Raw genomic sequence first — 25,341 nt, forward strand, 5'->3', positions numbered from 1 at the left:
CATAACTGAACGGCCAATGTTCATTTTTGGCAGTGCCGCTCAGCCCCTGACTCCTCTCAAAATGGCCGTACTGTGGTTTCAATCGAGCCACACAACCGAGGCTGAGGAGTCAGATATGTCAGGTAAATTCGCCAATCAGGTTGCAGTTGTCACCGGCGCATCCACCGGGATCGGATTTGCGATTGCGCAGGGTTTGATTGCAGAGGGAGCCAAGCGTGTTTACATCACGGGTCGTTCTGCAGCCACGCTGGAAGCTGCGGTGGCAAAGCTGGGCGACAGAGCCGTCGCGGTCATTTCGGATGTCGCGCGCCAGGCTGATCTCGATAAGCTCAAGGCGACCATTGTGGCCCGTGACGATCAATTGGACGCAGTGTTTGCCAACGCGGGCATTTGTGAAAAAAACCCGGTGGGCGAGACCACGGAGACGGCTTATTTCAATATGTTCGACATTAACGTAAAGGGCGTTTTTTTTACCGTTCAGACGTTAATGCCATTGTTGAAAGATGGCGCTTCGATCGTGTTGACGGCCTCTATCTGTTCCAGCAACGGGATGGAAGGGCTGAGCCTTTACAACGCATCCAAGGCCGCGGTGCGGTCCTTCGCAAGGACTTGGGCCAACGAACTCAAAGGTCGCAGGATTCGAGCGAATGTCCTGAGCCCTGGCTTCACCCGCACGCCTCTGATGGATAACGGCTTGAAGATGAGCGAACGCGACATCGCCGCGCTGCGACAACATGTCGAGCAGATCACTCCGCTGGGGTATATGGCCCAACCTGAAGAAATCGCCTCGTCGGCGCTGTTCCTTGCATCCGCCGATGCGAAATACGTCAACGGTGTGGAGCTGATGGTCGACGGCGGCCTGTCGCAGATCTGAACACTTGCTTAACCGCAGCGCAGCCCTCGCAGAGGGTTGCGTTTTGCGCTTTTGCGAAGTCTCAGCAGGGAACCTCATCATGAACATTGAAGAACTGAGCACCCGACTGGACGCCCTGGAAAGTCGCGCCGCAATCGAGTCGCTGATCAGCGCCTACGCCAATGCCTTCGATCGCGTTGACGTGTTGCTCCTGAGCGCAATCTGGCACGAAGAATCGACACTGGACCTACCGGGTTTCGGCAAGGCCGGAAACCGTGACGAAATCCTGGCGATGGCGCAAAACAGCTGGCACCAGATGCCTTATATGCACCACTGGATGGCCAACCCACTGATCGAAATCAAGGGTGACAGCGCGGCGGGTACGGTGGCCGCGGATTGCCTGTTCCATGACATTGAAAAAGGTCCGGTTCAAGCCAGTGGGCTGTACCACGACAGGTTTGAACGTCGCGACGGAAAATGGGCGTTCCTGTCACGTCGTTTTGAACTGCACTTTCTGACACCTTTAAAGGATTGGGTACCTGTAGCGGGCGATGAAAAGTACACAGCGGATCAACATCAGCGCCTGAACATGCCTTCACAGAAATGACGTGCTTGCATGACGTCCAGTGAGTAGTGAGTGGCGCGAACGACGAGCGCTGCCCGGTGTGAATGGGTCGCTACGACCTATGAAAAGTCAGAAATGATCAGCTAAACAGCCTGCAGGACGAAACCTAAAGGCTATCAGGGTCGCCAAAAAACATCTGGATCCGCGACCGCAACCAGCGTTCTCCCGGGTCATTATCCTGTGATCCCCGCCAAGCCATGTGCAGTTCGAAGCTTCGCACCGGGATGGGTGGGTCTTCGGCGCGCACGCCGCCGGCGGCGGTCAATGCGTCGGCGGTGTAATCGGGTACGGTGGCGATGATGTCGGTGCCCGATAACAGTGTGCTCAGGCCGTTGAATTGCGGAACCGCCAGTACCACATGGCGCTTGCGGTCGAGTTTTTCCAGTTCTTCATCGATAAAGCCGCTCAAATCCCCGGCGAATGACACCAGGGCGTGGGGCCGGGCGCAGAATTCGTCCAGGGTCAGCCGTCCCGGCGCGGTGTCGGCCCGTAGCACTTTCGGCGAACTGCGACGCAATACCTTGCGTTTGGCATTGGCCGGCAAGTCGTCGGTATAGCTGACGCCGATGGAGATTTCCCCCGAGGCCAGCAAGCCCGGCATCAGGATGTAATTGACCCGGCGCACCACCAGCACAATGCCCGGTGCTTCGGCTCGCAGGCGCTTGAGCAGCATGGGCAGGAGGGCGAATTCGGCATCGTCCGACAGGCCGATGCGAAACACCGAAGTGCTGGTGGCCGGGTCGAATTCCGCCGCCCGGCTGACCGCGGTGGAGATTGAATCCAGGGCCGGAGAGAGCAGGGCGAAGATTTCCACCGCTCGGGCGGTGGGTTCCATGCTGCGCCCGGTGCGCACGAACAAGGGGTCATCGAACAGGCTGCGCAGGCGCGACAGCGCGGCGCTGATGGCCGGCTGGCCGAGAAACAGCTTCTCGGCGGCGCGGGTCACACTGCGTTCATGCATCAATGTTTCGAACACGATCAACAGGTTCAGGTCGACACGACGCAGGTCATTACGATTCATCTGGGGTCCTGGCAGATTCGGCAAGCTTGACGTGGGCGGCCATATGGGAACAATGACCGGCATGAATCTTACGGGGAAAGGCTGGTACTCTGCATCGGGTAAATGCATTTTCTTAGGGATAAGTCCTACAGGACTGGTTAGGTTTTCTTGCTGCGGAATCAATGACAGGCATGTCGACTATTAATAGCCACTGATGGTCTTGGCTACAAAGCCCGGATAGAGTTCATGGCATTAGAGGTTACTTTGACGAGGTTTGCGATGTCCCGCACGATCCGTTTTCACAAGTTTGGTGGTGCCGAGGTGCTCAAATGCGAAGAGCATGCGGCGGCTCTTCCTGCGCCGGGAGAAGTGCAGGTCCGCGTCGAAGCGATCGGCATCAGCTGGTATGACACCCTGTGGCGCCAGAACCTGGCGTCGTCCCAGGCGCGCCTGCCTTCGGGGCTTGGCCATGAAATGGCTGGCGTGGTCACCGCCATCGGCGACGGTGTCGACGATCTGGCCGTCGGCGACAAGGTCGCCAGCTTCCCCGCAGAGAGTCCGAACGATTATCCGGTGTATGGCGAGGTCATCGTGCTGCCACGCACCGCGCTGACTCGCTATCCCGATGTGCTCAGCCCTATCGAGGCCGCGGTGCATTACACGCCGCTGTTGATCGCCTACTTCGCCTACATGGACCTGGCACGGGTCAAGCCTGGGCAGTTTGCCCTGGTCACCGATGCCAGCCATTGCGCCGGTCCGTCGTTCGTGCAGCTGGGCAAGGCCTTGGGTGTGCGGGTGATCGCAGCGACCAAGACTGCCGACGAGCGCGAATATCTGCTGTCGCTGGGCGCCGAAAAGGTGATCGTTACCGAAGAGCAGGACTTGCTGATGCAAATCAACAAGCTGACGGACAATCGTGGCGTCGACGTCGTGTTCGACGGCCTTGGCGGTCCGCAGATGTCGCTCCTGGGTGACGTGCTGGCACCTCGTGGCAGCCTGGTGCTGTATGGCTTGCAGGGTGGCAACCAGACGCCATTTCCGGCTTGCGCGGCCTTCCAGAAGAACATCCAGTTCTTCGTGCACTGCATCGGCAATTTCACCGGCAAGCCGGAACTGGGGATTGTCCAGGACCAGGTGGCCTTGCAGCGCGCATTGCGTGATATCAACCAGCTCACCGCCGATCGTGTCGTGTTGCCACTCAAGACTCGGGTCTTTCCCTTCTCCGAGTTCGTCGAGGCCCACCGCTACATGGGCGAATGCCCTTGCCGCGAACGTGTTGCCCTTCAGGTGGTCGACCCCGCCTGATTCCCCTCCTTGCGCAAGAGCCAGCGGTTTCGGCTCTTGCGCGGCCCTGGCCTGCCTGGCCACGCGCCTTTTCATTGCGTCTTGCCTTATCCAAGGCGGCCCTGCGCCTGCTTGTGCGCGTTACCTATGCCGCTTTTCCCCGCGTTGAAAACCGAAGTCGCGCAACTGAACTGGTTTTTGGCGCCAATCTGTATCTTCTAATCATTATTTAAGTGCTGATAATTGAACGCTTGTTTCCAACTCAAGGAAGAAGTCGTGGCGCAATACAGACTTTACTCAGGTTTCGACCCTTCAGCGAATATTCAAAATGGCCCGGATGGTAGTTGCTTTGGTCCTGCCCGTCGATCATGGGGAAAATCGAGTTGGTCAACAGGAGAGTTGCTTTTCGGCATGTTCTTTATCTGTTGTCTCTCTAGTCTGTGGGAAGTTGTAAGAAATCTCCTAGGACGTAACGATTGTTCAGCGAGGGGCAATGATTGCGGGGTTTTCCTGGGCTCTGATGAGGCGGCTGGGTCAAGTTGCCTCGTATGTGTCAAATGATTACCCAAGGCAAATGTGGAGCGTATTGCCAATACTGTTGGCAATAACAAAGCAATATTCAGAACACTGCGTCGCGCAATCGGATTGGTGCGGGCGCGACGCCGATAATCGAATTTCCAGGTAAATGGTTATGAGTGCAATTCATGAACAGGCAATGACTTACGTTTATCAGCAAGTATTGCAACGCTTGCTGGATTTTTATTCCCGAGCGGAACGGACTGCGCTGCAGCTCCTGATCCAACGCTTGATCGTCGCCGCTGGGGGCATCGAGCGAATCGGCGATTACCGGGTGCTGTCGGTGCAGAACGGGAGCCGGGAGGGGTTCTACGTCCTGACGGCCTTGCGAGCGGCGCAATTGAGCATCGCCGGTCGGCACCCGGCGACGTTTGATCTTCGCGTCGCCACGCCTCGCCTGGGGGAGACGACCCAGGCCAGCCTGGAGAATATTCATCGCTGCTACAGCGCGCTGTTCCTCTACGACGACCCCAGGGTGGAGCTGCTTATGGCCGACAACCGTGAGGTGGTGCCATTCGACCATCGCAAGGTACCTTCGGAGGCGTGGTATGAGTCCAATCGGACCCACATGCTGATGCTGGGCCACTTGCGTCCGTCCGACAGCCTCTTGGGCCTGGGGGATGAGGGCTACCTGGCAATGGCGGAATTCTACAGGCATGTGGCGCGCTGGGAGTCGGGCGTCGATTCATGGGTCAGCAGCGACACGCCACGCCAGCAGAAGCAATTCATGGCGGGCCTTCATCGTGCGACCCGCAAGGTTGGCCAGCCGGTCGATCCGAGTTGTGGCTTCGACGGCCTGTTCATGCAGCTCGACACGATAGGCGGCGATTTCTTCCAACAGTTCTATGGCCGGGCCCGCCTGGGGCCGTGGCGGCCCGAAGGTCAGTTCGAGGCCTGTCGGCGGATAGGGCATATCAGCATCGACGACCTGATCGTCGATCGCCTGGAGGAAAACAACTGGCCTCTGTTCAGTGAATTTCTGCGGGTACGTCCCGATGGGCTGGTTGCGCCAACGATCGAGCATGAGTTCCTCAGTCCGTTCCTGTCCGCTCACCTGTACGGCTTGCAGGCCTGCTATCTGCAAGGCCGCAGCTATGAAACCGGCTATGGCGACTATGTGCAGCGCACTGTCATGCTCATGCATCGCAAGCAATTACCCCTCCATGTCTGCCAACAGGTCCAGGAACTGTTCGGCTCGCCGGCGGCCATCCCCGAGCGTCGCGCCCAGGCAGCCAACGAGGTGCAAAACACCCTGAGGCTCAATGAAACCCAACTGGTGTGCATGCTGTTTGCGCCCTTCGTGGACAATGGCGCGGGGCTGGAGCATTTCCTGCGCTGTAGCCATCCGGGCATGCTGGTGGCAATGCCGGACCTGCACAAAGCCTTGCAGGGAGGGACCGTCGCCGATCAGGTTGCGCAATGGATGGTGGATGTCAGCGGCCTGTCTATCCCGATGCTTGGCAAGTTGTACCGCGTCCGACTCGTCCCTGCGGAACGGGGGGCGGTTTCGGTGGTCGGCCCGCAATCAGTCGAGCAAGGCTTCGATACGGATGAAGATGAGCAGGGTACCGATGGATTGCGCGAACGCTCGGCGCGACGCTGAGGAACGGGGTTTGAAGGGGTTGGCTTTTCTCGTCCCGGCACGGCTGGCCATGGCTCGTATCGTTGGCGCGGGCTCATGAAGGTAGGCCGGGAAACAGATTTCGCCTACCAGGCGGTCTACCGATACCTGACGAACCTCATCAATGAGCTTGGCGCAGACGCCAAGGTGCGATTGCCATCGTTGCGGCAGTTGTCCGAGCGCCTGAGCGTATCCATCTCGACGATCCAGTACGCCTACTCGCTACTGGAGAAGGAAGGGCGCGTGTATTCAATCGCCAAGTCCGGTTACTACGCGTCGCCGGTGCCCTGCGTTGCCGACCTGGGCGACGGTGAGGATTTGCTCGAAACCTTGTATGTCAACGCCCGCAGGCCTGGCATGCTGGTGCTCAGCGATGATGAGCCGGCTTCCCTGCAGCCGCTGGACAGCCCGCTGCTTTTGCTTGAGCGCGAGTTGCTCCGCCAATACCCGCGCGCTTCACAATTGCCCTCACAACCCTGGGGCGAACAGGAGCTGCGAACGGCCCTTGCGGCTCGCTATACGTCTTCGCCGGCCCGATGCTGGAATGCCGACGACGTTTATATCGGTGCCGACCTGCGAGGTGTCCTGGAGATCCTCATCGCGGTATTGGCCCTCAAGGGGGCGACGGTGCTGATGGAGTCACCCGGCGACTGGACTGTCCTGCGCCTGCTGCAAGCGGCCGATGTGCAAGTGATCGAGCTGCCATCACCGGCGGGCGGGGACATGGACGTCGAGCAACTGGAGCGATTGCTTGCGAGCGAAACGGTGAGCCTGGTGGTGCTGTCCTCGGTCTTGAGCATGCCCAGGGGGACGCGCGCGAGCGAGGGTAATCGCCGCGCCGTGGCGCGGTTGCTCGAACGATACGGTACCTGGGTGCTGGAGAACGATAGCTACACCGACTTGGTATTCGAGCCAGGGAGCACGCCATTTCGGGATCTGCTGGACCCGGATCGTCTGATTGTCTACTCCACGTTCGAGAAAACCATCGGTGCCGAGGCGCCCTACGGTTACGTGCTGTCCAGGCAACTGACGTTGACCTTGCAACGGCACTTCCTGCTGCGCGCATTTCGCCTGTCGCCGATTCGCCAGAAGGCGATTGCACGCCTGTACAGCAATGGAAGGATCGACCAGCACCTCCTGGTCTTGCGCCGCTTGCTACGGGAAAGCGCCGCGTCGACCTCGCAATTGTTGCGCGAGCGGGTGAGTGATTGCCTGCAATGGGTGGAGCCCGAAGGAGGGGCGACGGTCTGGGCGCGAACTTCGCGCCCAGCTGACATGCGCCGGGTCTTTCAGCGCCTGCTGGCCCGTCGAATCGTCATCGCGCCGGGAGAATTGTTCAGCATCCAGGGGATGTACGGCCAGCATCTGCGCCTGACCCACGCATTCAGCTCAGTGGACGATCGGCAGGCCGCCCTATCTGCATTGGCCGACGCTTTGAAGCTCGAGCAATCTTGATCGCTGGGCCAGGGATCGAACCCATCGCGTGATGGTCGAACTGTCAGTAAACTGCATCCATTTTCGAGCCACTCCATTCCGAGGTTTTGCATGACAGTCAGTCCATTTGCGGGCAAGCCGGCACCGGCAGAGTTGTTGATCGATATCCCGCGACTGGTTACGGCCTATTACACGGGCCGACCCGATGCCTCGGTTGCGACCCAGCGCGTCGCTTTCGGCACCTCGGGGCACCGCGGCAGTTCTTTCGACCTGGGCTTCAATGAATGGCATGTGTTGGCCATCAGCCAGGCGATTTGCCTTTACCGCGAAGCCCAAGGTATCGATGGGCCGCTGTTCGTCGGCATCGACACCCATGCGTTGTCGACCCCCGCGGCAGCCAGCGCCCTGGAAGTGCTGGCCGCCAACGGTGTCACCGTGATGATTGCCGAAGGCGATGAATACACCCCTACGCCGGCCGTTTCCCACGCCATCCTCTGCTACAACCGAGGCCGCACCACTGGCCTGGCCGATGGCATCGTCATCACGCCGTCCCATAATCCGCCGCAAAGCGGTGGCTACAAGTACAACCCCACCAACGGTGGCCCGGCGGATACCCATATCACCAAATGGATCGAAGCCAAGGCCAATGAGCTGCTCGCCAACCAGCTGGCCGGCGTCAAGCGCATCAGCTACGAACAGGCGCTCAAGGCCGACACCACCCACCGCCATGATTTCCTCAATACCTACGTGGCAGATCTGGTCAACGTCATCGATTTTGATGCCATTCGCAATGCCGGGTTGCGCTTGGGCGTCGACCCGCTGGGTGGCGCGGGCGTGCGCTACTGGCCGGCCATCGCCGAGCACTATCGACTGGATCTGGACGTGGTCAATACTCACGTCGATTCGACCTTCCGCTTCATGACGGTCGACTGGGATGGGCAAATCCGCATGGACCCATCCTCCAGTCACGCCATGCAAGGCCTGATCGGCCTGAAAGAACGTTTTGACGTGGCGTTCGCCTGTGACCCGGATCATGACCGCCACGGTATCGTGACTCCGAGCGGCGGCCTGCTGGCGCCGAACAACTACCTGGCAGTGTCGATCGACTACCTGTTCCAGAACCGCCCGCAATGGCGTGCCGATGCCGCTGTCGGCAAGACTGTCGTCAGCAGTGGCCTGATCGATCGCGTGGCCAACCGTCTGGGACGACGCCTCTATGAAGTCCCGGTGGGCTTCAAGTGGTTTGCCGATGGGCTGTTCGACGGTTCCCTCGGTTTCGGCGGCGAAGAAAGCGCCGGCGCCTCGTTCCTGCGCAAGGACGGTGGCGTCTGGAGTACCGACAAGGACGGTCTGATTCCGGCGTTACTGGCTGCGGAAATGACCGCTCGCACGGGTCGCGATCCAAGCCAGGCCTATCGCGCCCTGACGGACGAGTTGGGTGAACCGTTCTCGGTGCGGGTCGACGCCAAGGCCAGCCCGCAGCAAAAAGCACTGCTGAGCAAGTTGTCGCCGGACCAGGTCCAGTCCACCGAACTGGCCGGGGAGGCGATCAAGAACATCCTCAGCCATGCGCCAGGCAACGACCAGGCCATCGGCGGCCTGAAAGTGATGACCGAGAACGGCTGGTTCGCAGCGCGTCCGTCGGGCACTGAAGACATCTACAAGATCTATGCGGAGAGCTTCGTGAGCGACGAGCACCTTAAACAACTGGTGATCGAAGCCCAGGCGCTGGTGGACGGGGCCATTTCCGGGCAGTAACCGAACGTTACGCTCCCCCCTGTATTTGCAGCGATGCCAATACAGGGGTGGGTGACCCTGCTCGCGAAGCATTGCCATGCCAGCAAACCTTGCGATACCAACCTGCCATAGCACTTTCATTTCATCGCCTAAATCCATGACTTAAAAGCTTTTGGCTGGAATCCGCCGGTAAATCCAGACACCATAGTCGCCATGGTTCTGAACACCGGAGTCCCCAAGCGTGCCGCAACACCGTCCCGATCTTCCCTCCGACCTCTTGCCCCTGGCCCAGATGCCCTGGTTCAAGCGCCTGGCCGCGCGTTTATTCGGCCACGGCCTGACACGTTTGCGCGCCCAACACCGGGCGTCCTGGCTGCACGGTCAGGCCGATGGCTTTCGGAGCGGCCACACCGCCGGGTTTGACTATGGTTTCAGCGAAGGCAAGGCCGAGGGGTTGGAAGAGGGTCGCCAGGTCCTGTTGATCCGGGATTCGCGAAGCACTGAACATCCCGCTCCCCAAGTCGATGACCTGCTGTTCGATGACTGGCGCTTCCCCCTGACGGCCGAGCTGAAAAAACGCATGAAGGCTGACGTTGCCCGGCTGTTGCCGGCGCAGGCGCAACCCAGCAGCGCCCAATGGAAAATGATCTTCAGCGATACGCCGGCGACGTCGGTTGTTGCGGGCGCGGGCGCGGGCAAGTCCACCACCTTGGTGCTGCGCATCGTGCTGCTCTCACAGTACCTGGGCTTCGAGCTGGGCTCGATGACCGTGGTGACATTTACCCGGGAGTCGCGCAAGGATTTCATCGAGAAGCTCATCTCGGTCTTTGCGCTTTGGGGGCGGGCGATCGGGTTGAAGGAGGCGCGCGAACTGGTGCGCACCTTCCATTCTCGTATCCTGCCCATGGTCCGCAGTTTGCCGGGATTCGAGCGGCTCCAGGCGTTCGAGACCCTGAGCCATCGAACCGGACCTGATGATGAGGACGGCCAAGGCAATCCGTTCGATCTGCGCATCAACGATGCCCAGCGCCAGCAGCTCAACGCCTGCTACCATGGGCTTTACCAGCGTGACGAGCGGTTCTGTGAGCTGATGATGGCACTTTCCCGTCACGCCTTGCGGCTCAAGGAGCTGGAGCGCGACCACCCGGATGTGCAAAAGCGCATCGCCGTGACCGAGCTGGCGGCCCAGCGCGACGAAGCGTTGTGCGATGCGATCGAAGACCTCTGGTTTCGCGCGGGCGCCTGGCCGATCAAAGGGGTTGAGCCCAAGCGCGAAACGTTTGAGATCAATGGGTCGAGGTTTCATTGCCACGGCTACATACCGACCCTCGATGCCTGGGTGATGCTAGGGTTCGATCCGCGAGAAAATACTCAACTGAGTCGGCCCGGCGCCAAGCTCAGCCTGCGCGCCGAATGGGCAGTTAAGCGAACTCTGTTTCAAGCTTTCTGCCGTAAGCCGTTGATTTGGCTCGAAAGCTATGAAGAGGCCAGGCGGGTCCTCGCCTCGCTGGCGGGAAACGCCACCGCGGGCCCCGGCTTTGATTACAAGATAAAGGGCGAGTTGGCTTCGGCACCGTTGCTGGATTGTTTCGTTTCGGCGGCGGGCTTCATCGAAAACCTCGGCCTGGATGTCCCAGACGCCGTGGGCAGGCTGTGTTTCTCCAAGGACGACCCGGATCGGTATTTTTTCGAGGCGCTGAGCCGTTTCTGGCGGGCTTTCGAGGACCATTTGCTCGACCAGTCCCCTCCGGTCATGACCTACAACCGGATGTTCTCGCTGTTCAGCGAGCATTCGCCGGAGAACTTCAAGCTGCTCGATGACGCGCTGCTGAGGTCGATGTCACATTTGATGATCGATGAGTTCCAGGACGTTTCGCCACAGATCGTCTCCTGGCTGCGAGCGACCCTAAGTGAGGTGCGCAAGCGCGGGCCCGCCATGCATGTGGGGCGGGGCGCCCAACGGTCATCGTTGCTGTGCGTGGGTGACGACTGGCAGTCGATCTACGGGTGGCGTGGCAGTTCGCCGAGTTTTTTCGTGGGATTCAACAAGCAATTTCCGTCACCGGCGAATACGCGGGTCATGCTCACCGAGAATTACCGCAGCCACCAATACATCATCGACGCGGCCGAACATATCGTCGGTACGACGCCTTCCATTCCCGGCAAAAAAGCCAAGGCCAGTGGAGAGCCTCGTTCGCCGAGCCCGGTCAATGTGCTGGAGCGGGACGACGAAGGCTTGGCGAGGCGGCTCGGCGAGCACTACCGCAACGGCGATTCGATCTTGATGTTGTATCGAAAAAGCAGCGATAAGCTATTGATACAAAAGTATATTGAGCCAACAGTTAATGTGGATTCTAGCTTGCCGTATTCTCAAAGGCGCCTCAGGCAGATGACCTACCATAGCGCCAAGGGTCTCCAGGCGGATGCCGTGTTCTTGATAGGCGACTGCCAACATTTGACCCGTTCGCCGTACAAAAACCAGGTGTATCGAATGGCTGGGTTGGGCCAGGAAGGCGACGCCGAACCTTACGACTCGGCGCAGCGCGATGAGATCCTGCGCTTGGCGTATGTGGGCATTACACGGGCGGTGCAGCATTGCTACTGGTATGTCGATGGTCAGGACAGCCAGGCGGCTAACGCACCGAAGGCCTCGGACCGGGTCGGGGTAGGCAAACCTTTTTTCGCTGATCACCGCCGTGCGCGCGGCTGAGCTGCCTTGGCAAAACTTTTAACGACAAAAAAGCCCACATGAAAATGTGGGCTTTTTTCGTCACGAGGCGAATCGTCGCAAACCAACCGGGGGGACGAAGGCTTCTAGCTCGGCTTCCACCGCTTCGATGATTCGCTCGACGTCGGGGGCGTTCATCACGGTCGCGCAGGGAATGCCTGCAATCGCGATCATGGTTTCGCCGCTCGCGCGGTCAAATAACCGGGCAACCATACTGCCCGGGGCGTCCATGCTGGCTTCGAAGCCCATGGGATGGAAGTGCCAGCGCATCAACTGGCAGGCGTTGGGGAACGTTACCTTGCTGAAAGATCCTTTATTCATCTGTAGCCCGCCTTCTTCATCAAGCGCTTCCTTTTGCTCATGTCAGGAAGGAAGAGCCATCTTGGCTCTACCAGTGAGTACTAAAAATAGCATTTGAAAATGAACGGCACGTGGATTTTTTCAGTCCGTTTGGCGATTGGTTCAGTTTTTTTGATCTGCGTCATGACCTAACGCTAAATGTTCAGAACGCCATCACCGTTTGCTGGTGCGCTCCGCGCCTTGCTTCAACCGCTCTGGCACGCGGGTTGCGGCGCTTATCAACCACGCCAGGGCGGTCAGGGCCAGGCCGGCGGCAAACGTGAGATGCATGCCGTTCGTTACGTCTTCCGGACTTGCGACAGAGATACCGTTGGTCGGCAAAACCGCGGCAAAAACCGCACCGAGCACTGACGCGCCAGAAAGGAAGCCAAGATTGCGCGATAAATTGAGCAGGCCGGCAACGACGCCACGCTTGTCATCGGGGACCGGCGCCATCACCGCCGCGTTGTTCGCGGGTTGAAACAGCGCGTAGCCAAGGGTAGTCACCGCAATGGCAAGAACATAGCCCGCAATGCCCTGCGCGGGGGGAATCCGCGACAAGAGCAGGGTGCCGAGGACCATCGTCGCCAGCCCGGCTAGCCGCATTGGACGTACCCCGAACCGATCAGCCAGGCGTCCGGCGGGCACACCGGCGAGCGCGGCCACGCAGGGGCCCGCCGCCAGCACCAGGCCGACGATTGCCGGAGGCAGACCGAGGGTGATGGACAAGTAGAACGGGCCGACCAGCAAAGTCGCCATCATGACCGCCGCGACCAATGCACTGGCCGCCAGGCCTGACATCAGGGGGCGGTCGCGGAACATCGCCAGGGGAATCAGTGGCGAGTCGAGCCTACGTTGCACCTGGACGAACAGCCCGCCGCTGATAACCGCTACCAGTAACAGCCCGCTGTTCAGCCAGCCGAAGCTTGTGCGTCCGACGGTCATCGCCAAGGTATAGGCGCCCAGCCCGGTGGCGAGCAACAGTGTGCCCAGGCCGTCGAAGCGCAAGCGCCCGATGGCAATCGGCCTGGGCACGACAGGCAGGAATCGCCAAGCCAACAGCAGCGTCAGCAGGCCCAGGGGCAGGTTGATCAAGAACAGTGCGTGCCAGCCAAACCCTGTGATCAGCAGGCCGCCCAGGGACGGGCCCAAGGCGGTGCCCACCGCCGACAGCGTGGCAAGCAGCCCCATGGCGCTGCCAGTCCTGCTCTTTTCCACCGTTTCGCCGACCAGGGCCAGCGTCAGGGTCATCATGATCGCCGCCCCCAGGCCTTGCAGGGCCCGGGCCGCGACCAACCACCAGAGCGACGGCGCCAGGGCGCACAGCGCCGACGCAAGGGTAAACAGCGCAATGCCTGCCAGCAGCAGCTTGCGCCGGCCCAGCAAGTCGCCGAGCCTGCCCACGCTCACGATCAGCGTGGTAATCGCGAGCAGGTAGGCCAGCACGACCCATTGGACTTGCGCGAACGAGGCCTCGAACGCCTCGGCGAGCACCGGCAAGGCGACGGTGGCTACGCTGGCACCCAGTGACGCCAGCAGTGTCGAGAGTGCGAGGCTGGTCAGGGCCCAGCGCACCGGGGTACTCGGCGAGTGAGCCGCTGTCGTTGGCAAGCTTTGTTCTGCATTGGCTGGCTTCATCATGTCTCCGTTGTTTGCAACCTGCTGTTACAACGGTACGTCGAGGCTTAACATGGCGGAAGACGCATGAGTTGCAGGTTATAGCTGCATGTGACGCCATCCAACCCAGCCAAAGGCCCGCCAATGTCTGCAATCGACCTGAATCTACTCGTCACCCTGGATGCGTTGTTGTCCGAAGGCAGCGTGGCCGGTGCGGCCCGGCGGCTGGGGCTAAGTGCCTCGGCCATGAGCCGAGCGTTGGCGCGGTTGCGGCAGGCGACGGGGGACCCGTTGCTGGTCCGGGCGGGGCGCGGCCTGGTTCCAACGCCCCGGGCCATGGAACTACGCGGGCAAGTCAGCCAGTTGGTGCAGGGCGCCCAGGCCGCCTTGCGTCCGGTGCAGGCCCCGGACTTGCGCCGTATCAACCGGACATTTACGTTGCGCACCCGCCAAGGATTCGTGGAGAACTTCGCGATCGACCTGATCGCATACCTAAGCGAGCACGCCCCAGGAATACGGTTGCGTTTTGTCGAGAAGACCGACCGGGACGGCACGGCGCTGCGCGAGGGCAGCGTGGACCTGGAGACCGCCGTCGTCGATGAGGACACGCGCCCGGAACTGCGCACCCAGGCGTTGTTCGTCGACCGCATCATAGGCGTGGTGCGTGCGGGGCATCCGCTGAGTCGGGCCGAGGTGGATGTAGCTGGTTACGCGGCCGGCAGGCATGTCGGCGTTTCCCTGCGCGGAATCGAGCATGGCCCGATCGATGAGGCCTTGGGGGCGTTGAATCTATCCCGCGACATCGTGACTTGCGTCCCGGGTTTTTCCACTGCCCTGGGGCTCGCGCGGTCCAGCGATTTGATTGCCAGCGTGCCGGAGCGCTACACCACGCGCCTGCGCCACGGCATGCACAGCTTCGCGCTGCCAGTCCCGATTCCTGAATTCACTGTCGCAATGCTCTGGCATCCGCGAATGGATGCTGACCCCGTGCACCGTTGGTTGAGGGGCTGTCTGCGGGAAATATGTTCGGGGAAAAAACCGATATAGCGAAGCCAGCGAGGCTAGGGCCATGGACTGGCGGGGGGCGGTCCGGTACAGGTGGACAGACCTGCCGGCCCTCCAAGGGGAGGGCCCGGGATCCGTTCAGTCTTCCTTGCGAATCGTGGCGACTTCATCGGCACGAACGCGGACTTTCTTGCCTGAAATGTCTTCGAATTCGTAGAAGCCATCCGCCGTGCGGGTATTGGGGGTGTCCTCGGTCAAGTATTGGGTACCGTTCTGCAACGTCACCACGGTTGGTGATGCACAGCCGGCCAGCGCCAGGAATGCCACGGCGACCCAGGGCAGGCCCAGAAACCTGATGTTCATATCCATAACCTCTATGCATAGGGGTGAAGCCCAGCTGATTCGACCGGGCCATCACTGAGTTAACCGCCATTGGTCCCGCTTGTTGTAGGAAAGTTCATCGCCGCTTGAAGGTTTTCCCCTTTAAATATAGGAGACCGCTCATCTTTTGCAGTTGCCTGGGCTGCGACTAGCTGCTATCTGTACGCATAACCAGTACTTCAAGCACCGTGGCGCTATTTTCCGTGACAGCCAACCCCCTCGACGATCCCTTTTACTACCTGAACAATTTCCAGCGGGTGCTCGCCTGGCTGGCGCAACGCTACGCCGATGTACTCAGCGTCGAGGAACAACGTTTCATCGAGGATTTCGCCGCACTGCCGCGTGCCGCCCAAGGCCTGCTGGTGCGGATGGTGATGCGCAAGGGGCGGCACTTTCGCCACGGCAAATTGCATTACCCCGAGATCGGCGACATCGGCACGGCGGTGCAACCCCTGATCGCCTTGGGCTGGGTGGAGGAAGAGGCTGAGCTGAGCCTGGAAGAATTGTTCGAAGTGTTGCTCAAGCCTGAAATCCTGCTCTGCCTCGGCCATGGTATCGAGCAGCCCAAGGCAAAGAAGGCTGACTGGCTGTTGGCGTTGAGCGAGGGGTTCAGCCAACCCCAGCCATTTCGCGCCTGGTGCCCTCAGCTCCAGGATCGGTTGTTCAGTCTGACCGTCATGGCGCTGTGCGACCGCTTGCGTTTGATGTTCTTCGGCAATCTCTACCAGGATTGGTCGGAGTTCGTGCTGGCGGATCTGGGTATTTTTACCTACGAGGCCGTTGAGTTCAGTGTCGAGTCCCGGGGGCTGCGCAGCCGGCAGGACATCGATGCCTGTCTTTTCCTGCATGAATGCCAGCAGTGCTTCGAAGCCGGTGAAGCGCTTGAGGCGATCGTCGCCCGGATCAATACCCTGGAATTGGATAATCCTTGGCTGGAGCAGCGTCGGGGCAAGCTGTTGTTCCAGATCGGCCAGCACGCTGAACGTATCGGCGACTTTGCCACGGCCCTGTGCATCTATCGCGATTGCACCTATCCCGGCGCGCGGTTGCGCATGATCCGGGTGCTTGAACGCGTCGGTGAATATGCCTTGGCTCTTGACCTGGGCGAAGCCGCGGCGCAGTCGCCGCAAAGCGCCGCCGAACAACAAGCCCTGTTGCGGATCGTGCCGCGGCTGCGGCGCAAACTGGGCGGGCCACCCGTGCCGCGCCCGATGGCCCGGAGCGTCGAGCGGCTGGATTTGCACTTACCCCGGGTCGATCCGGCATTGTCGGTGGAATATTGCGTCCAGGCCCATTTGCATGACGACGCCGCGCCGGTGCACTACGTCGAGAACAGCTTGGTCAATTCCCTGTTCGGCCTGCTGTGCTGGCCGGCGATTTTCGCGCCGTTGCCAGGGTCGTTCTTCCACCCGTTCCAGCGCGGCCCGGTGGACCTGCTCAACGAGGACTTTCACGACCGTCGCGCCGAGCTGTTCGCGGCGTGCTTCGCCGAGCTGGATGACGGGCGCTACCGTGAAACCATCCGCCGTCGTTATTCAGAAAAATGTGGCGTGCAATCACCTTTCGTGTTCTGGGGGGCGCTGTCCGAAGCGCTGTTGGACCAGGCGCTCGACTGTCTGCCGTCAGAGCACCTCAAACACTGGTTCAGTCGTTTGCTATTGGACATCAAGGCCAACCGCGCGGGCATGCCGGACCTGATCCAGTTCTGGCCGCAGCACAAGACCTACCGCATGATCGAAGTCAAAGGCCCTGGCGATCGCCTGCAGGACAACCAGCTGCGATGGCTGGACTTCTGCCATGAGCACCGTATGCCGGTGGCTGTCTGTTACGTGCAATGGGCGGAGCAGGGCGCATGACCGAGGCGCCGGGCTACAGCATCGCCGTGCGGGCATTGTGTGAATTCACCGCCAAGGTCGGCGACCTCGATTTGCGCTTTACTCCGTCACCCACCGCGCTGGAAGGGATTGTCGGCCACCGGACCGTGGCATCACGGCGCAGCGAGGGCTACCAGGCCGAGGTCAGCCTGGAAGGCACCTACCAGAGCCTGAAGGTCAAGGGCCGGGCCGATGGCTACGATCCTGCGACCAACCGCCTCGAAGAAGTGAAGACCTACCGCGGCGACCTCAGCAAGCAACCGGACAACCATCGGCAGCTGCACTGGGCCCAGGCGAAGATCTACGCCTGGCTGATGTGCCAGAAATTGGAGCTGCCGCGCATTGACGTTGCCTTGGTGTATTTCGACATCGTCAGCGAGAAGGAAACCTGCCTGGACCAGCGTTTCGAAGCGTCGCAACTCCAGACGTTTTTCGAGCAGCAATGCGCACGGTTCCTGGCCTGGGCAGAGCAGGAAATGCGCCATCGCCAGGCACGCAACCAGGGCGCACAGGCCCTGCTTTTTCCCCACGCGACCTTCAGGCCGGGGCAGCGCCACCTGGCCGAGTCGGTTTTCAAGGCCGTCAGCACCGGTCGTTGCCTGATGGCCCAGGCGCCCACTGGCATCGGCAAGACGGTTGGCACCTTGTTCCCCATGCTCAAGGCCTTGGCGCCGCAGCGCCTGGACAAGGTGTTTTTTCTCACGGCGAAAACCCCAGGACGCAAACTGGCATTGGACGCCGCCCGGCTGCTCACCAACAGCACGACCGCGATGCCGCTGCGGGTGCTGGAAATGATCGCCCGGGACAAGGCTTGTGAACATCCGGATAAAGCCTGCCATGGCGAATCCTGCCCGCTGGCCCGTGGATTCTATGACCGCCTGCCCCAGGCCCGGGCAGCGGCGAGCCAGGTAACGCTCCTCGATCAAGCCGCGTTGCGTGACATCGCCCTGCAACACGAGGTCTGCCCGTATTACCTGAGCCAGGAAATGGCCCGCTGGGCCGACGTGGTGGTGGCAGACTACAACTATTATTTCGATTTCAGCGCCTTGCTTTTCGGCCTTGCCCAGGCCAATGGCTGGGCGGTCGCGACCCTGGTGGACGAAGCCCACAACCTGGTGGAGCGAGGGCGGCAGATGTACAGCGCGACCCTGGATCAGGCCACTTTGTCGGCGGTGCTCAAAACCGCGCCCGAGCCCCTGAAGAAACCCCTGCAAAAGCTCAATCGCCAGTGGAATGCCTTGCACGCACCACAGGTAGCGGCTTACCAGGCTTATGGCCGCCCCCCGGAAAAGCTGCTCCTTGCGCTGGGCTCCTGCGCCACGGCCATGGGCGATTACCTCAACGACCACCCCCAAGGCCTGGACAGCGGTCTGCAGGCCTTCTATTTCGACATCTTGCAGTTCGGGCGCGTGGCGGAGTCGTTCGATGAGCACTTCCTGTTCGATATCCATAAGCGCGAAACCGGTCGCCAGCGCAGCCTGTCCACGCTGTGCCTGCGCAACGTGGTCCCGGCCGGTTTCCTGCGGCCCCGGTTCACGGCGTCACGCAGCAGCGTGCTGTTCTCCGCGACCCTGAGTCCACGGCGCTACTACGCTGACTTGCTGGGTACGCCGGCGGACACGGTATCGATCGACGTTGAGTCACCGTTCCAGGCCCAACAATTGGACGTACAGGTGGTCAGTCGCATTTCCACCCGGTTCGCCCGTCGCCAGGCTTCCCTTGAGCCGATCGTCGAGTTGATGGGCCGCCAGTTCGATGAGCGCCCTGGCAACTACCTGGCGTTCTTCAGCAGTTTCGATTATTTACAGCAGGTGGCCGGGCTGTTCGCCGAGCGATATCCGCACGTCGAGACCTGGGCGCAATCGCGCGGCATGGGCGAGGCCCCACGACAGGCGTTTATCGAGCGATTCACGGAGCAGGGCCAGGGCATCGGCTTCGCCGTGCTGGGCGGGGCGTTCGGGGAAGGCATCGACCTGCCGGGCTCGCGCCTGATCGGCGCCTTCGTCGCCACCTTGGGACTGGCGCAGTTCAACCCGGTCAATGAACAGATCAAGCAGCGAATGGCGGCGATCTTCGGCGATGGATACGACTACACTTATTTGTACCCCGGCCTGCAGAAGGTCGTGCAAGCGGCTGGGCGCGTCATCCGTACCCAGCTGGATCGCGGAGTGGTGATGCTGATCGACGATCGCTTCGGCGAGGCCAAGGTGCAGCAGTTGCTGCCACGGTGGTGGTCAATCAATCCTGAGCATCCCAAGGCACCTGCGGGAGCGAGCTTGATCGCGATGGCGCCTGCATATCCTGCCTCTTCTTAGGCGGATGCACCGCTGTCACAAGCCCAACAGCCTATAGCCCCACGAAAATCAGGTTTTTCCCGGCGGGTCAGTTGTTCCATACTCCACCCAAATTCCCTTGGATGCCTCGGCCACATGCTTGAGAAGAACCCAAAGACCGCCCGTATCGATGAAGATCAGCGCTTTAGACTGTTGATCGATGCGGTGGTGGACTATGCCATCTACATGACCGATCCGTCGGGCATTATCATCAGTTGGAACTCCGGTGCCCGGCGCTTCAAAGGTTATGAAGAATCGGAAATCCTGGGCCAGCATTTTTCCCGTTTCTACACCGACCAGGACCGCGCCGCCGGCCTGCCGCAGCGGGCGCTGGACACCGCCGTGCGCGAAGGACGCTTCGAAGGCGAAGGCTGGCGAGTGCGAAAGGATGGCACGCTGTTCTGGTCTCACGTGGTGATCGACCCGATCATCGACGCCCAGAGCGGCGAGCTGCTCGGTTTCGCCAAGATCACCCGTGACCTGACCGATCGCAAGGTGGCCGAGGAAACCCTCAAGCAAAGCGAACAGCAATTTCGCCTGCTGGTGCAAAGCGTCACCGACTATGCCATCTACATGCTCGATCCGGATGGACAAGTCACCAACTGGAACCAGGGTGCCCAGCGCATCAAGGGCTATCTGCCGGCTCAAGCCATCGGCCAGCATTTTTCCATGTTCTACACCCCTGAAGACCGCGAAGCCGGGGAGCCGCAGCGCGCTCTGAGCATCGCCGCCACGGAGGGGCGTTTCGAAAAGAAGGGCTGGCGCGTGCGCAGGGATGGCACGCGATTCATGGCCCACGTGGTTATCGATGCGATTCGCAGCGATACCGGTACGTTGCTGGGGTTTGCCAAGATCACCCGGGACATCACCGATGCCACCCAAGCGCAGCAGGCCCTTGAACAGGCTCGCGAGGCGTTGTTCCAATCCCAGAAATTGCAAGCCATCGGCCAGCTCACCGGCGGCATCGCCCATGATTTCAACAATCTGCTGACGGTGATCCTTGGCAACCTGGAGATCGTGCGCAAGCGTATGCCCAGCGAGCCGAAGCTGACCCAACTGCTGGACAACGCCACCCAGGGCGCGCTGCGCGGCGTATCGCTGACCCAGCGCATGCTCGCGTTTGCCCGGCGGCAGAAACTCAGCGCCGAACCGGTCGAATTGTCGGCGCTGGTGGACGGCATCAGCGGTTTGCTGCAAAGCTCCATGGGCCCTTCGATACACATCCAGACCCAGTTTGACGAGGCGTTGTCGCCGGTGCTGGCCGACGTCAACCAACTGGAACTGGCGATCCTCAACCTGGCGACGAATGCCCGGGACGCGATGCCCCAGGGCGGCCGGATCTTGATCCAGGCACAGGAGCGACAGGGGAGCGATGCTCCGACGGCAAGCAAGCCGCTGGCGACCGGACGCTACATCTGCCTGACCATCAGCGATGAAGGCGAGGGCATGGACGAGGAGACGCTGGCTTCGGCGGTGGATCCTTTTTTCACCACCAAGGGCGTCGGCAAAGGCACTGGCCTGGGTCTGTCCATGGTGCATGGCCTGGCCGAGCAGCTGGGCGGCCGGCTGATTCTCAAGAGCGAGAAAGGCGTCGGCACCAGTGCCGAGCTGTGGTTGCCAGTGGCCGACGATTCGGTCAGGGACAAGCCACCCGCCACCGAGATACCAACGCAACACGTCCAGAAACTGACGGTGCTGGTGGTGGACGATGACAGCCTGGTGCTGACCAGCACCCGTTTGCTGATCGAAGACTTGGGGCATCGGGTCCTCTGCGCGTTGTCTGGCGCCCAAGCGCTGGAGCTGTTCGAGCGCAATGAAGGTATCGACCTGGTGATCACTGACATGGCCATGCCCCAGATGGATGGCGCGCAGCTGGCCAGATTGCTGCGCGAGCGCCAACCGACCCTGCCGGTTATCCTCGCCACTGGTTACGCCGAGCGCCTGGAAGGGTTTGCAACGCAATTGCCGCGTTTGACCAAGCCATTCAAGCAGATCGACCTGGTGCAGATCATCGGGCAGACGATGGGTTAAACCGCCAAGTCGTGATGTGCGACCGCTGTGGCGAGGGGATCAAACCCCTCGCCACGATCAGATGGTGTGTCATTGGGTATTTTTCTTGAAGCCCCGCAGGTTCATCGCGCACAGGCAGAACTGCAAGACGATCAGCGCGTAGGCATCCGTGTGCAAGCCCCAAATGACCCACAGGATATTGCTGAGAATAAAACAACTAAAGCCCGCCACTCGCCGACGGGGCTGGCGCGATCCGATCAACCATGCCGCCAATACCGTGATCGCCATTGCTGGCCATTGCACCCATCCAAGATAATCCACGCTTTTTTCCTCTTGCCTTCAATCCTTTAAAGACCCCGGCGGTGCAGCAGCGTTTCGTTGACCTTTGGTCCATCGGCTTGAACTTGCCCGGTCCTCATCCTTCTAGATGTACCCCAATCAAACCGAGGGAAAACCTGAGCAATGCCCAGAATCCTCACCCGCCTGACCCCTGAAGAAGAACTGACCGAACACAACGCCAAAATGTTCGGCTCGCCCAAGGAGCGGCTGGACTTTTATCGTCGGGAAATCCAGTACGAAACCAGCATTCTGGCCAATCGCACCGACGCCTACCTGACCGCCCAGTCATTCCTGGTGATCGCGTTTGCATCCTGCATGGCCAATCTGAACCCGGAGTGGGGCAAGCTCTTCACACTGATCGTGCCGCCATTTTTGGCGTTGCTCGGCGTCTTGAGTTCCCTCAATGCATGGCCGGGCATTCGGGCCGCCTACGACATCATCGACCACTGGCATTTCAAACAAAGCGAATTGCTGCGCAGCGAGCCGCTGATGGGGCTGGCCTACGACGAATCGCCGCTGTTCAGCGAGCGAGAGTCGACCCATAAGGGCTACCGTAAATCGCTGCTGTTTTCGGTACGCACGCCGTGGATATTCGCAGCGTTCTGGGTGCTGTTGGGCATTTACTCGGTGTTTATCCAAGTGACCGATCCGGGCGGCTAGCCCGCGCGACCGTCTTTGCGGCGCTCATACCACGCCAGGGCGGGTTGGGTGGTGACACCGTGGACAAGGATGCTCAGCGCCACCACCGACAGCGTGAGGTTGATGCACTGCTGCGCCACTTCCGATTGCACGTCGTGATTCAAGGCGTAGAACAAATAAAACAGGCTGCCGATCCCGCGGATACCGAACCAGCCGATCAACAGCCGTTGCGGATGGTCCAGCAACCGCCCCCAGGGCATCACCCACACACTCAACGGGCGAATGACCGCGAATAACAGGGCGCCGACGGCGAGGGCCCGCCAATCCCAATGAGTGGCAAGGACGACGCCCAGCAGTGTCACCAGGAAAACCTCCATGGAGCGCTCCACCAGGCTGCCGAACGCCAGCATGTCGCTCATCATCACGCCAGCCGCCACTTGGCCGTCGTCCAAGGCCTGGGTGTCGCCGACCACCGCCTGCTGAGGCTCGACCGTTTCGTGGCCCACCACCGGCTGTACCAGGTGTTCTGCCGGTGGCGAGTGTTCGTCAGTGGACTCGACCTCGGCCTGGCGCAGCCCCAGGCCAGCGGCGAACACCGACAGGAAACCGTAGCCGTGGATCGCTTCTGCCGCCACGTAGGCGAGGGCGATCAGGGCCAGGGCCAGATAGTCATTGGGTGACAAGGTGCTGTCGGCATTCTTGATACGCATCGACAACGTCAGCCCGCCGATGCCGCGCCCCAGCCAGTAGCCCACCAGCAAACCCGCCGGCACCGCCCACAGGACGTCCCGCAACGCCCATTCGCCGAGGAATCCGCTGCCTTCCTCGCTCAGCATGAGCAAGCCAAGGATGACGAAGGGAAACGCCGTGCCATCGTTCAGCCCGGCTTCACCGGACAGCCCGAACCGCACCCGGTCGTCGTCGCGGGCATCGTTGACCTGCACCAGGGCCGCGAGCACCGGGTCGGTCGGCGCCAGTATCGCGCCGATCAGCATCGACATGCCCCAACCGAGGCCAAACAGGTAATGCAGCGCCAGGCAAAGCCCGACGATCGTCAAGATCATCACCGGCCCGGCGAGCCCGTAAGCCACGCGCCAGCTGCGGTTCTTGAGGGGCAGGCGCAGCTTGAGGCCGCTGACGAACAGCGAAAACACGACGGCGACTTCGGTCAGGTGCTCCATCCACCCGGACGAGTCATTGACATCGAGCCTTAGCAGCCCCAGCCCAGCCGGCCCGATGGCGACGCCCAGCGCCAGGCACACGGCGGAGGTGGTGACGGGCATCCAGCGCAGGTAGGAGGAGGTCAGGGCCAAGGTCAGCAAGACAGCGCCGAGTACGGCTACCCACACGGTAAAGATCATGATTGCTCCTTGGGTGATGAAAAGGCGCCTGTCCAACGTTCGAGGGCGATAGCGAAGCGAGGGTTCCGCCGCATATCAGGGCGATTCCGTTTATCCGGGCGCTTTTCGATCCAGGGGAATTTTTTGCCCTGCGCGAGGCTCTGCAAAGGAAGAGACGTGCCGATTCGAGCGTCCAGCCAAGAACCCAAGAGGCCTATATGACTGCGCTGACACCCCTCCAATCCAGGCCTGCCACCGCGCAGCCATTCACAAGTGCTGGTAACGTTCGCCAGTGTTACGAGCGGCTGTTGCAAGGCGCCGACGATGCTGACAAACAAGCGGTTGCCCAGGCCTTCCTGCAACCGTGTCTCGAACAAGCGAGCGCATTGCCTCAAGAAATGCCTGACGACCCTGGCGCGTTGCTTGCCTGGGTAGAACAGCACAGCGCCGGCGTGGCCCGGCAATATGCCGACTACCTGGAACGGCGCAAAAGCGGCGGCGGTCGGGAGTTTTTCCAGACCAAGGCCCATGCCCTGTATTTTATCCAGGCCGTGGCGCCGACTAAGCTCGTGGACGGCGCATGGCTGTACGGTGTGCTCAAACACTGGCATGACCATCGCTTCGAAGGGCTGCTGTGCACCTATCTGGAAGAGCTTGGGGATGGCGTTCCGGCCCAGAACCATGTCGTGCTCTACCGCAAGCTGTTGGCCGAACACGGCTTACAGGACATGCCCGACATCGATGACGAACGCTACCTGCAAGGTGCTGTTCAATTGGCCCTGGGCTATGCCGGCGACGAATACCTGCCCGAGGTCATCGGTTACAACCTGGGTTATGAGCAACTGCCCCTGCATTTGCTGATCAGCGCCTATGAGCTGAGCGAGCTGGACATCGACCCGTATTACTTCACGCTTCACGTGACCATCGACAACGCCAGCACCGGGCACGCCCACAAAGCCGTGCAAGCGTTGCAACAACTGATGCCGATGGAAGCTGACCGCGAGTCGTTCTGGCGCCGGGTCACACTGGGCTATCGCCTCAACGACCTGGGGCAGGGCAGCCGGGCGGTCATCGAGTCGTTCGACCTTGAGCGCGAAGTCCTGGACATGCTTGAGCGCAAGCGCCCGTTCGGCCAGCACATGCATTCCGATTACTGCAAGTTCGAAGGCAAGACCGTCAACCAATGGCTGGCGGAACCGGGGCAGTTGGAGGGTTTCCTCAAGGCCATGCAAGGCAAAGGCTGGATCCGTCGCCATGAAGATCCCCAGAACAGCCGTTTCTGGACCCTGATCGAAGGCCCGGGCGCGGCCATGTTCGGGGTTTTCAGCCCTTACGAAAAACAGCTGCTGCACGACTGGATTGCCGGCGACTGGCTGGACCAGCGCGGTCGTCCCGGCGCCCGCCGCAATCATGGCGCGGCCCATGAATCGCCGGCACCGGCCCAAGACCCGGATGTGCAGAACCTGCAGCAAACGCTACGGGGCAAGGCCCCCGATGAGCAGATGCAAATTCTGATGCCCTGGCTCTCGGCCCGCTGCCACAGCCACCCGGCCGGGTTGTTGGCGACCCGCCGGTTCATCGAACTCAAATCCGCCCTTCGCTAGGA

19 protein-coding genes are annotated in these 25,341 nt (G+C 60.9%); 13 read left to right on the plus strand and 6 right to left on the minus strand.

The window, feature by feature from the left end; translation table 11 throughout:
- Positions 1 to 115: 115 nt before the first annotated feature.
- Positions 116 to 874 carry an SDR family NAD(P)-dependent oxidoreductase gene (locus tag DOCECA_RS08800; protein WP_434611365.1) on the plus strand — a complete coding sequence of 253 codons (759 nt, stop codon included), beginning with the start codon at positions 116 to 118 and terminating at the stop codon, positions 872 to 874.
- A 79-nt stretch (positions 875 to 953) separates the two neighbouring features.
- Positions 954 to 1,460, plus strand: coding sequence for a nuclear transport factor 2 family protein (locus DOCECA_RS08805; protein ID WP_434651033.1), 507 nt, complete (start codon positions 954 to 956; stop codon positions 1,458 to 1,460).
- Between the two features lie 124 nt (positions 1,461 to 1,584).
- On the opposite strand, the gene DOCECA_RS08810 is transcribed toward DOCECA_RS08805, so the two are convergent.
- On the minus strand, positions 1,585 to 2,499 hold the full coding sequence (locus DOCECA_RS08810; RefSeq protein WP_434564004.1) for a LysR family transcriptional regulator: 915 nt from the start codon (positions 2,497 to 2,499) through the stop codon (positions 1,585 to 1,587).
- A gap of 258 nt (positions 2,500 to 2,757) precedes the next feature.
- Between DOCECA_RS08810 and DOCECA_RS08815 the strand changes: the two genes are divergently transcribed.
- The 5 genes from DOCECA_RS08815 (at position 2,758) to DOCECA_RS08835 (ending at position 11,840) form a co-directional block, all read left to right on the plus strand.
- Positions 2,758 to 3,783, plus strand: coding sequence for a zinc-dependent alcohol dehydrogenase family protein (locus tag DOCECA_RS08815; protein WP_420764012.1), 1,026 nt, complete (start codon positions 2,758 to 2,760; stop codon positions 3,781 to 3,783).
- Between the two features lie 670 nt (positions 3,784 to 4,453).
- Positions 4,454 to 5,941: a hypothetical protein gene (locus DOCECA_RS08820; RefSeq protein ID WP_445571775.1), complete on the plus strand. Its 1,488-nt coding sequence runs from the start codon at positions 4,454 to 4,456 to the stop codon at positions 5,939 to 5,941.
- Between the two features lie 75 nt (positions 5,942 to 6,016).
- The gene (locus DOCECA_RS08825) at positions 6,017 to 7,414 is read left to right on the plus strand and encodes an aminotransferase class I/II-fold pyridoxal phosphate-dependent enzyme (RefSeq protein WP_434564005.1); all 1,398 of its coding nucleotides are present in this window, start codon (positions 6,017 to 6,019) and stop codon (positions 7,412 to 7,414) included.
- A 90-nt stretch (positions 7,415 to 7,504) separates the two neighbouring features.
- Positions 7,505 to 9,151 carry a phosphoglucomutase (alpha-D-glucose-1,6-bisphosphate-dependent) gene (pgm, locus tag DOCECA_RS08830; RefSeq protein WP_445571776.1) on the plus strand — a complete coding sequence of 549 codons (1,647 nt, stop codon included), beginning with the start codon at positions 7,505 to 7,507 and terminating at the stop codon, positions 9,149 to 9,151.
- A gap of 220 nt (positions 9,152 to 9,371) precedes the next feature.
- Positions 9,372 to 11,840 (plus strand): UvrD-helicase domain-containing protein, encoded by a 2,469-nt coding sequence (locus DOCECA_RS08835; protein ID WP_445571777.1) that lies wholly within the window; start codon positions 9,372 to 9,374, stop codon positions 11,838 to 11,840.
- Positions 11,841 to 11,900: 60 nt separating this feature from the next.
- Here DOCECA_RS08835 and DOCECA_RS08840 read toward each other — a convergent pair whose 3' ends face one another.
- Both DOCECA_RS08840 and DOCECA_RS08845 read right to left on the minus strand, forming a co-directional pair.
- Entirely contained in the window at positions 11,901 to 12,179 is a 279-nt protein-coding gene (locus tag DOCECA_RS08840; protein WP_003201764.1) for a DUF1652 domain-containing protein, read from the minus strand.
- A 192-nt stretch (positions 12,180 to 12,371) separates the two neighbouring features.
- Positions 12,372 to 13,835: an MFS transporter gene (locus DOCECA_RS08845; RefSeq protein ID WP_445571778.1), complete on the minus strand. Its 1,464-nt coding sequence runs from the start codon at positions 13,833 to 13,835 to the stop codon at positions 12,372 to 12,374.
- Positions 13,836 to 13,958: 123 nt separating this feature from the next.
- On the opposite strand from DOCECA_RS08845, the gene DOCECA_RS08850 reads away from it, so the two are divergent.
- Positions 13,959 to 14,861 carry a LysR family transcriptional regulator gene (locus tag DOCECA_RS08850; protein ID WP_445571779.1) on the plus strand — a complete coding sequence of 301 codons (903 nt, stop codon included), beginning with the start codon at positions 13,959 to 13,961 and terminating at the stop codon, positions 14,859 to 14,861.
- Between the two features lie 96 nt (positions 14,862 to 14,957).
- Here DOCECA_RS08850 and DOCECA_RS08855 read toward each other — a convergent pair whose 3' ends face one another.
- Positions 14,958 to 15,182, minus strand: coding sequence for a YgdI/YgdR family lipoprotein (locus tag DOCECA_RS08855; RefSeq protein ID WP_420764005.1), 225 nt, complete (start codon positions 15,180 to 15,182; stop codon positions 14,958 to 14,960).
- Between the two features lie 221 nt (positions 15,183 to 15,403).
- Between DOCECA_RS08855 and DOCECA_RS08860 the strand changes: the two genes are divergently transcribed.
- The 3 genes from DOCECA_RS08860 (at position 15,404) to DOCECA_RS08870 (ending at position 21,438) form a co-directional block, all read left to right on the plus strand.
- On the plus strand, positions 15,404 to 17,056 hold the full coding sequence (locus DOCECA_RS08860; protein ID WP_434674868.1) for a VRR-NUC domain-containing protein: 1,653 nt from the start codon (positions 15,404 to 15,406) through the stop codon (positions 17,054 to 17,056).
- Positions 17,053 to 19,389, plus strand: coding sequence for an ATP-dependent DNA helicase (locus DOCECA_RS08865; protein WP_445571780.1), 2,337 nt, complete (start codon positions 17,053 to 17,055; stop codon positions 19,387 to 19,389). Before DOCECA_RS08860 ends, DOCECA_RS08865 begins: the two co-directional genes overlap by 4 nt.
- A 114-nt stretch (positions 19,390 to 19,503) precedes the next feature.
- Positions 19,504 to 21,438, plus strand: coding sequence for a PAS domain S-box protein (locus DOCECA_RS08870; RefSeq protein WP_445571781.1), 1,935 nt, complete (start codon positions 19,504 to 19,506; stop codon positions 21,436 to 21,438).
- Between the two features lie 69 nt (positions 21,439 to 21,507).
- On the opposite strand, the gene DOCECA_RS08875 is transcribed toward DOCECA_RS08870, so the two are convergent.
- On the minus strand, positions 21,508 to 21,738 hold the full coding sequence (locus DOCECA_RS08875; RefSeq protein ID WP_434564014.1) for a hypothetical protein: 231 nt from the start codon (positions 21,736 to 21,738) through the stop codon (positions 21,508 to 21,510).
- A 141-nt stretch (positions 21,739 to 21,879) separates the two neighbouring features.
- Here DOCECA_RS08875 and DOCECA_RS08880 point away from each other — a divergent pair, with 141 nt between their 5' ends.
- On the plus strand, positions 21,880 to 22,416 hold the full coding sequence (locus tag DOCECA_RS08880) for a hypothetical protein (protein WP_420764000.1): 537 nt from the start codon (positions 21,880 to 21,882) through the stop codon (positions 22,414 to 22,416).
- Here the strand turns inward: DOCECA_RS08880 and DOCECA_RS08885 are convergent.
- Complete coding sequence (locus tag DOCECA_RS08885; RefSeq protein ID WP_434674865.1) at positions 22,413 to 23,756, minus strand: cation:proton antiporter; 1,344 nt, start codon at positions 23,754 to 23,756, stop codon at positions 22,413 to 22,415. The genes DOCECA_RS08880 and DOCECA_RS08885 overlap by 4 nt on opposite strands.
- Before the next feature lie 197 nt (positions 23,757 to 23,953).
- Here DOCECA_RS08885 and DOCECA_RS08890 point away from each other — a divergent pair, with 197 nt between their 5' ends.
- Positions 23,954 to 25,339 (plus strand): iron-containing redox enzyme family protein, encoded by a 1,386-nt coding sequence (locus tag DOCECA_RS08890; RefSeq protein ID WP_434611385.1) that lies wholly within the window; start codon positions 23,954 to 23,956, stop codon positions 25,337 to 25,339.
- The last annotated feature ends 2 nt before the right edge of the window (positions 25,340 to 25,341 follow it).

The organism is Pseudomonas sp. E102 (genome assembly GCF_052660185.1).

Coding starts and splice junctions, on each gene's coding strand:
- DOCECA_RS08800 (WP_434611365.1), top strand. CDS start 116: ATGTCAGGTAAATTCGCCAATCAGGTTGCAGTTGTCACCGGCGCATCC.
- DOCECA_RS08845 (WP_445571778.1), bottom strand. CDS start 13,835: ATGAAGCCAGCCAATGCAGAACAAAGCTTGCCAACGACAGCGGCTCAC.
- DOCECA_RS08815 (WP_420764012.1), top strand. CDS start 2,758: ATGTCCCGCACGATCCGTTTTCACAAGTTTGGTGGTGCCGAGGTGCTC.
- DOCECA_RS08805 (WP_434651033.1), top strand. CDS start 954: ATGAACATTGAAGAACTGAGCACCCGACTGGACGCCCTGGAAAGTCGC.
- DOCECA_RS08890 (WP_434611385.1), top strand. CDS start 23,954: ATGACTGCGCTGACACCCCTCCAATCCAGGCCTGCCACCGCGCAGCCA.
- DOCECA_RS08855 (WP_420764005.1), bottom strand. CDS start 15,182: ATGAACATCAGGTTTCTGGGCCTGCCCTGGGTCGCCGTGGCATTCCTG.
- DOCECA_RS08885 (WP_434674865.1), bottom strand. CDS start 23,756: ATGATCTTTACCGTGTGGGTAGCCGTACTCGGCGCTGTCTTGCTGACC.
- DOCECA_RS08840 (WP_003201764.1), bottom strand. CDS start 12,179: ATGAATAAAGGATCTTTCAGCAAGGTAACGTTCCCCAACGCCTGCCAG.
- DOCECA_RS08810 (WP_434564004.1), bottom strand. CDS start 2,499: ATGAATCGTAATGACCTGCGTCGTGTCGACCTGAACCTGTTGATCGTG.
- DOCECA_RS08850 (WP_445571779.1), top strand. CDS start 13,959: ATGTCTGCAATCGACCTGAATCTACTCGTCACCCTGGATGCGTTGTTG.
- DOCECA_RS08865 (WP_445571780.1), top strand. CDS start 17,053: ATGACCGAGGCGCCGGGCTACAGCATCGCCGTGCGGGCATTGTGTGAA.
- DOCECA_RS08880 (WP_420764000.1), top strand. CDS start 21,880: ATGCCCAGAATCCTCACCCGCCTGACCCCTGAAGAAGAACTGACCGAA.
- DOCECA_RS08820 (WP_445571775.1), top strand. CDS start 4,454: ATGAGTGCAATTCATGAACAGGCAATGACTTACGTTTATCAGCAAGTA.
- pgm (WP_445571776.1), top strand. CDS start 7,505: ATGACAGTCAGTCCATTTGCGGGCAAGCCGGCACCGGCAGAGTTGTTG.
- DOCECA_RS08870 (WP_445571781.1), top strand. CDS start 19,504: ATGCTTGAGAAGAACCCAAAGACCGCCCGTATCGATGAAGATCAGCGC.
- DOCECA_RS08825 (WP_434564005.1), top strand. CDS start 6,017: ATGAAGGTAGGCCGGGAAACAGATTTCGCCTACCAGGCGGTCTACCGA.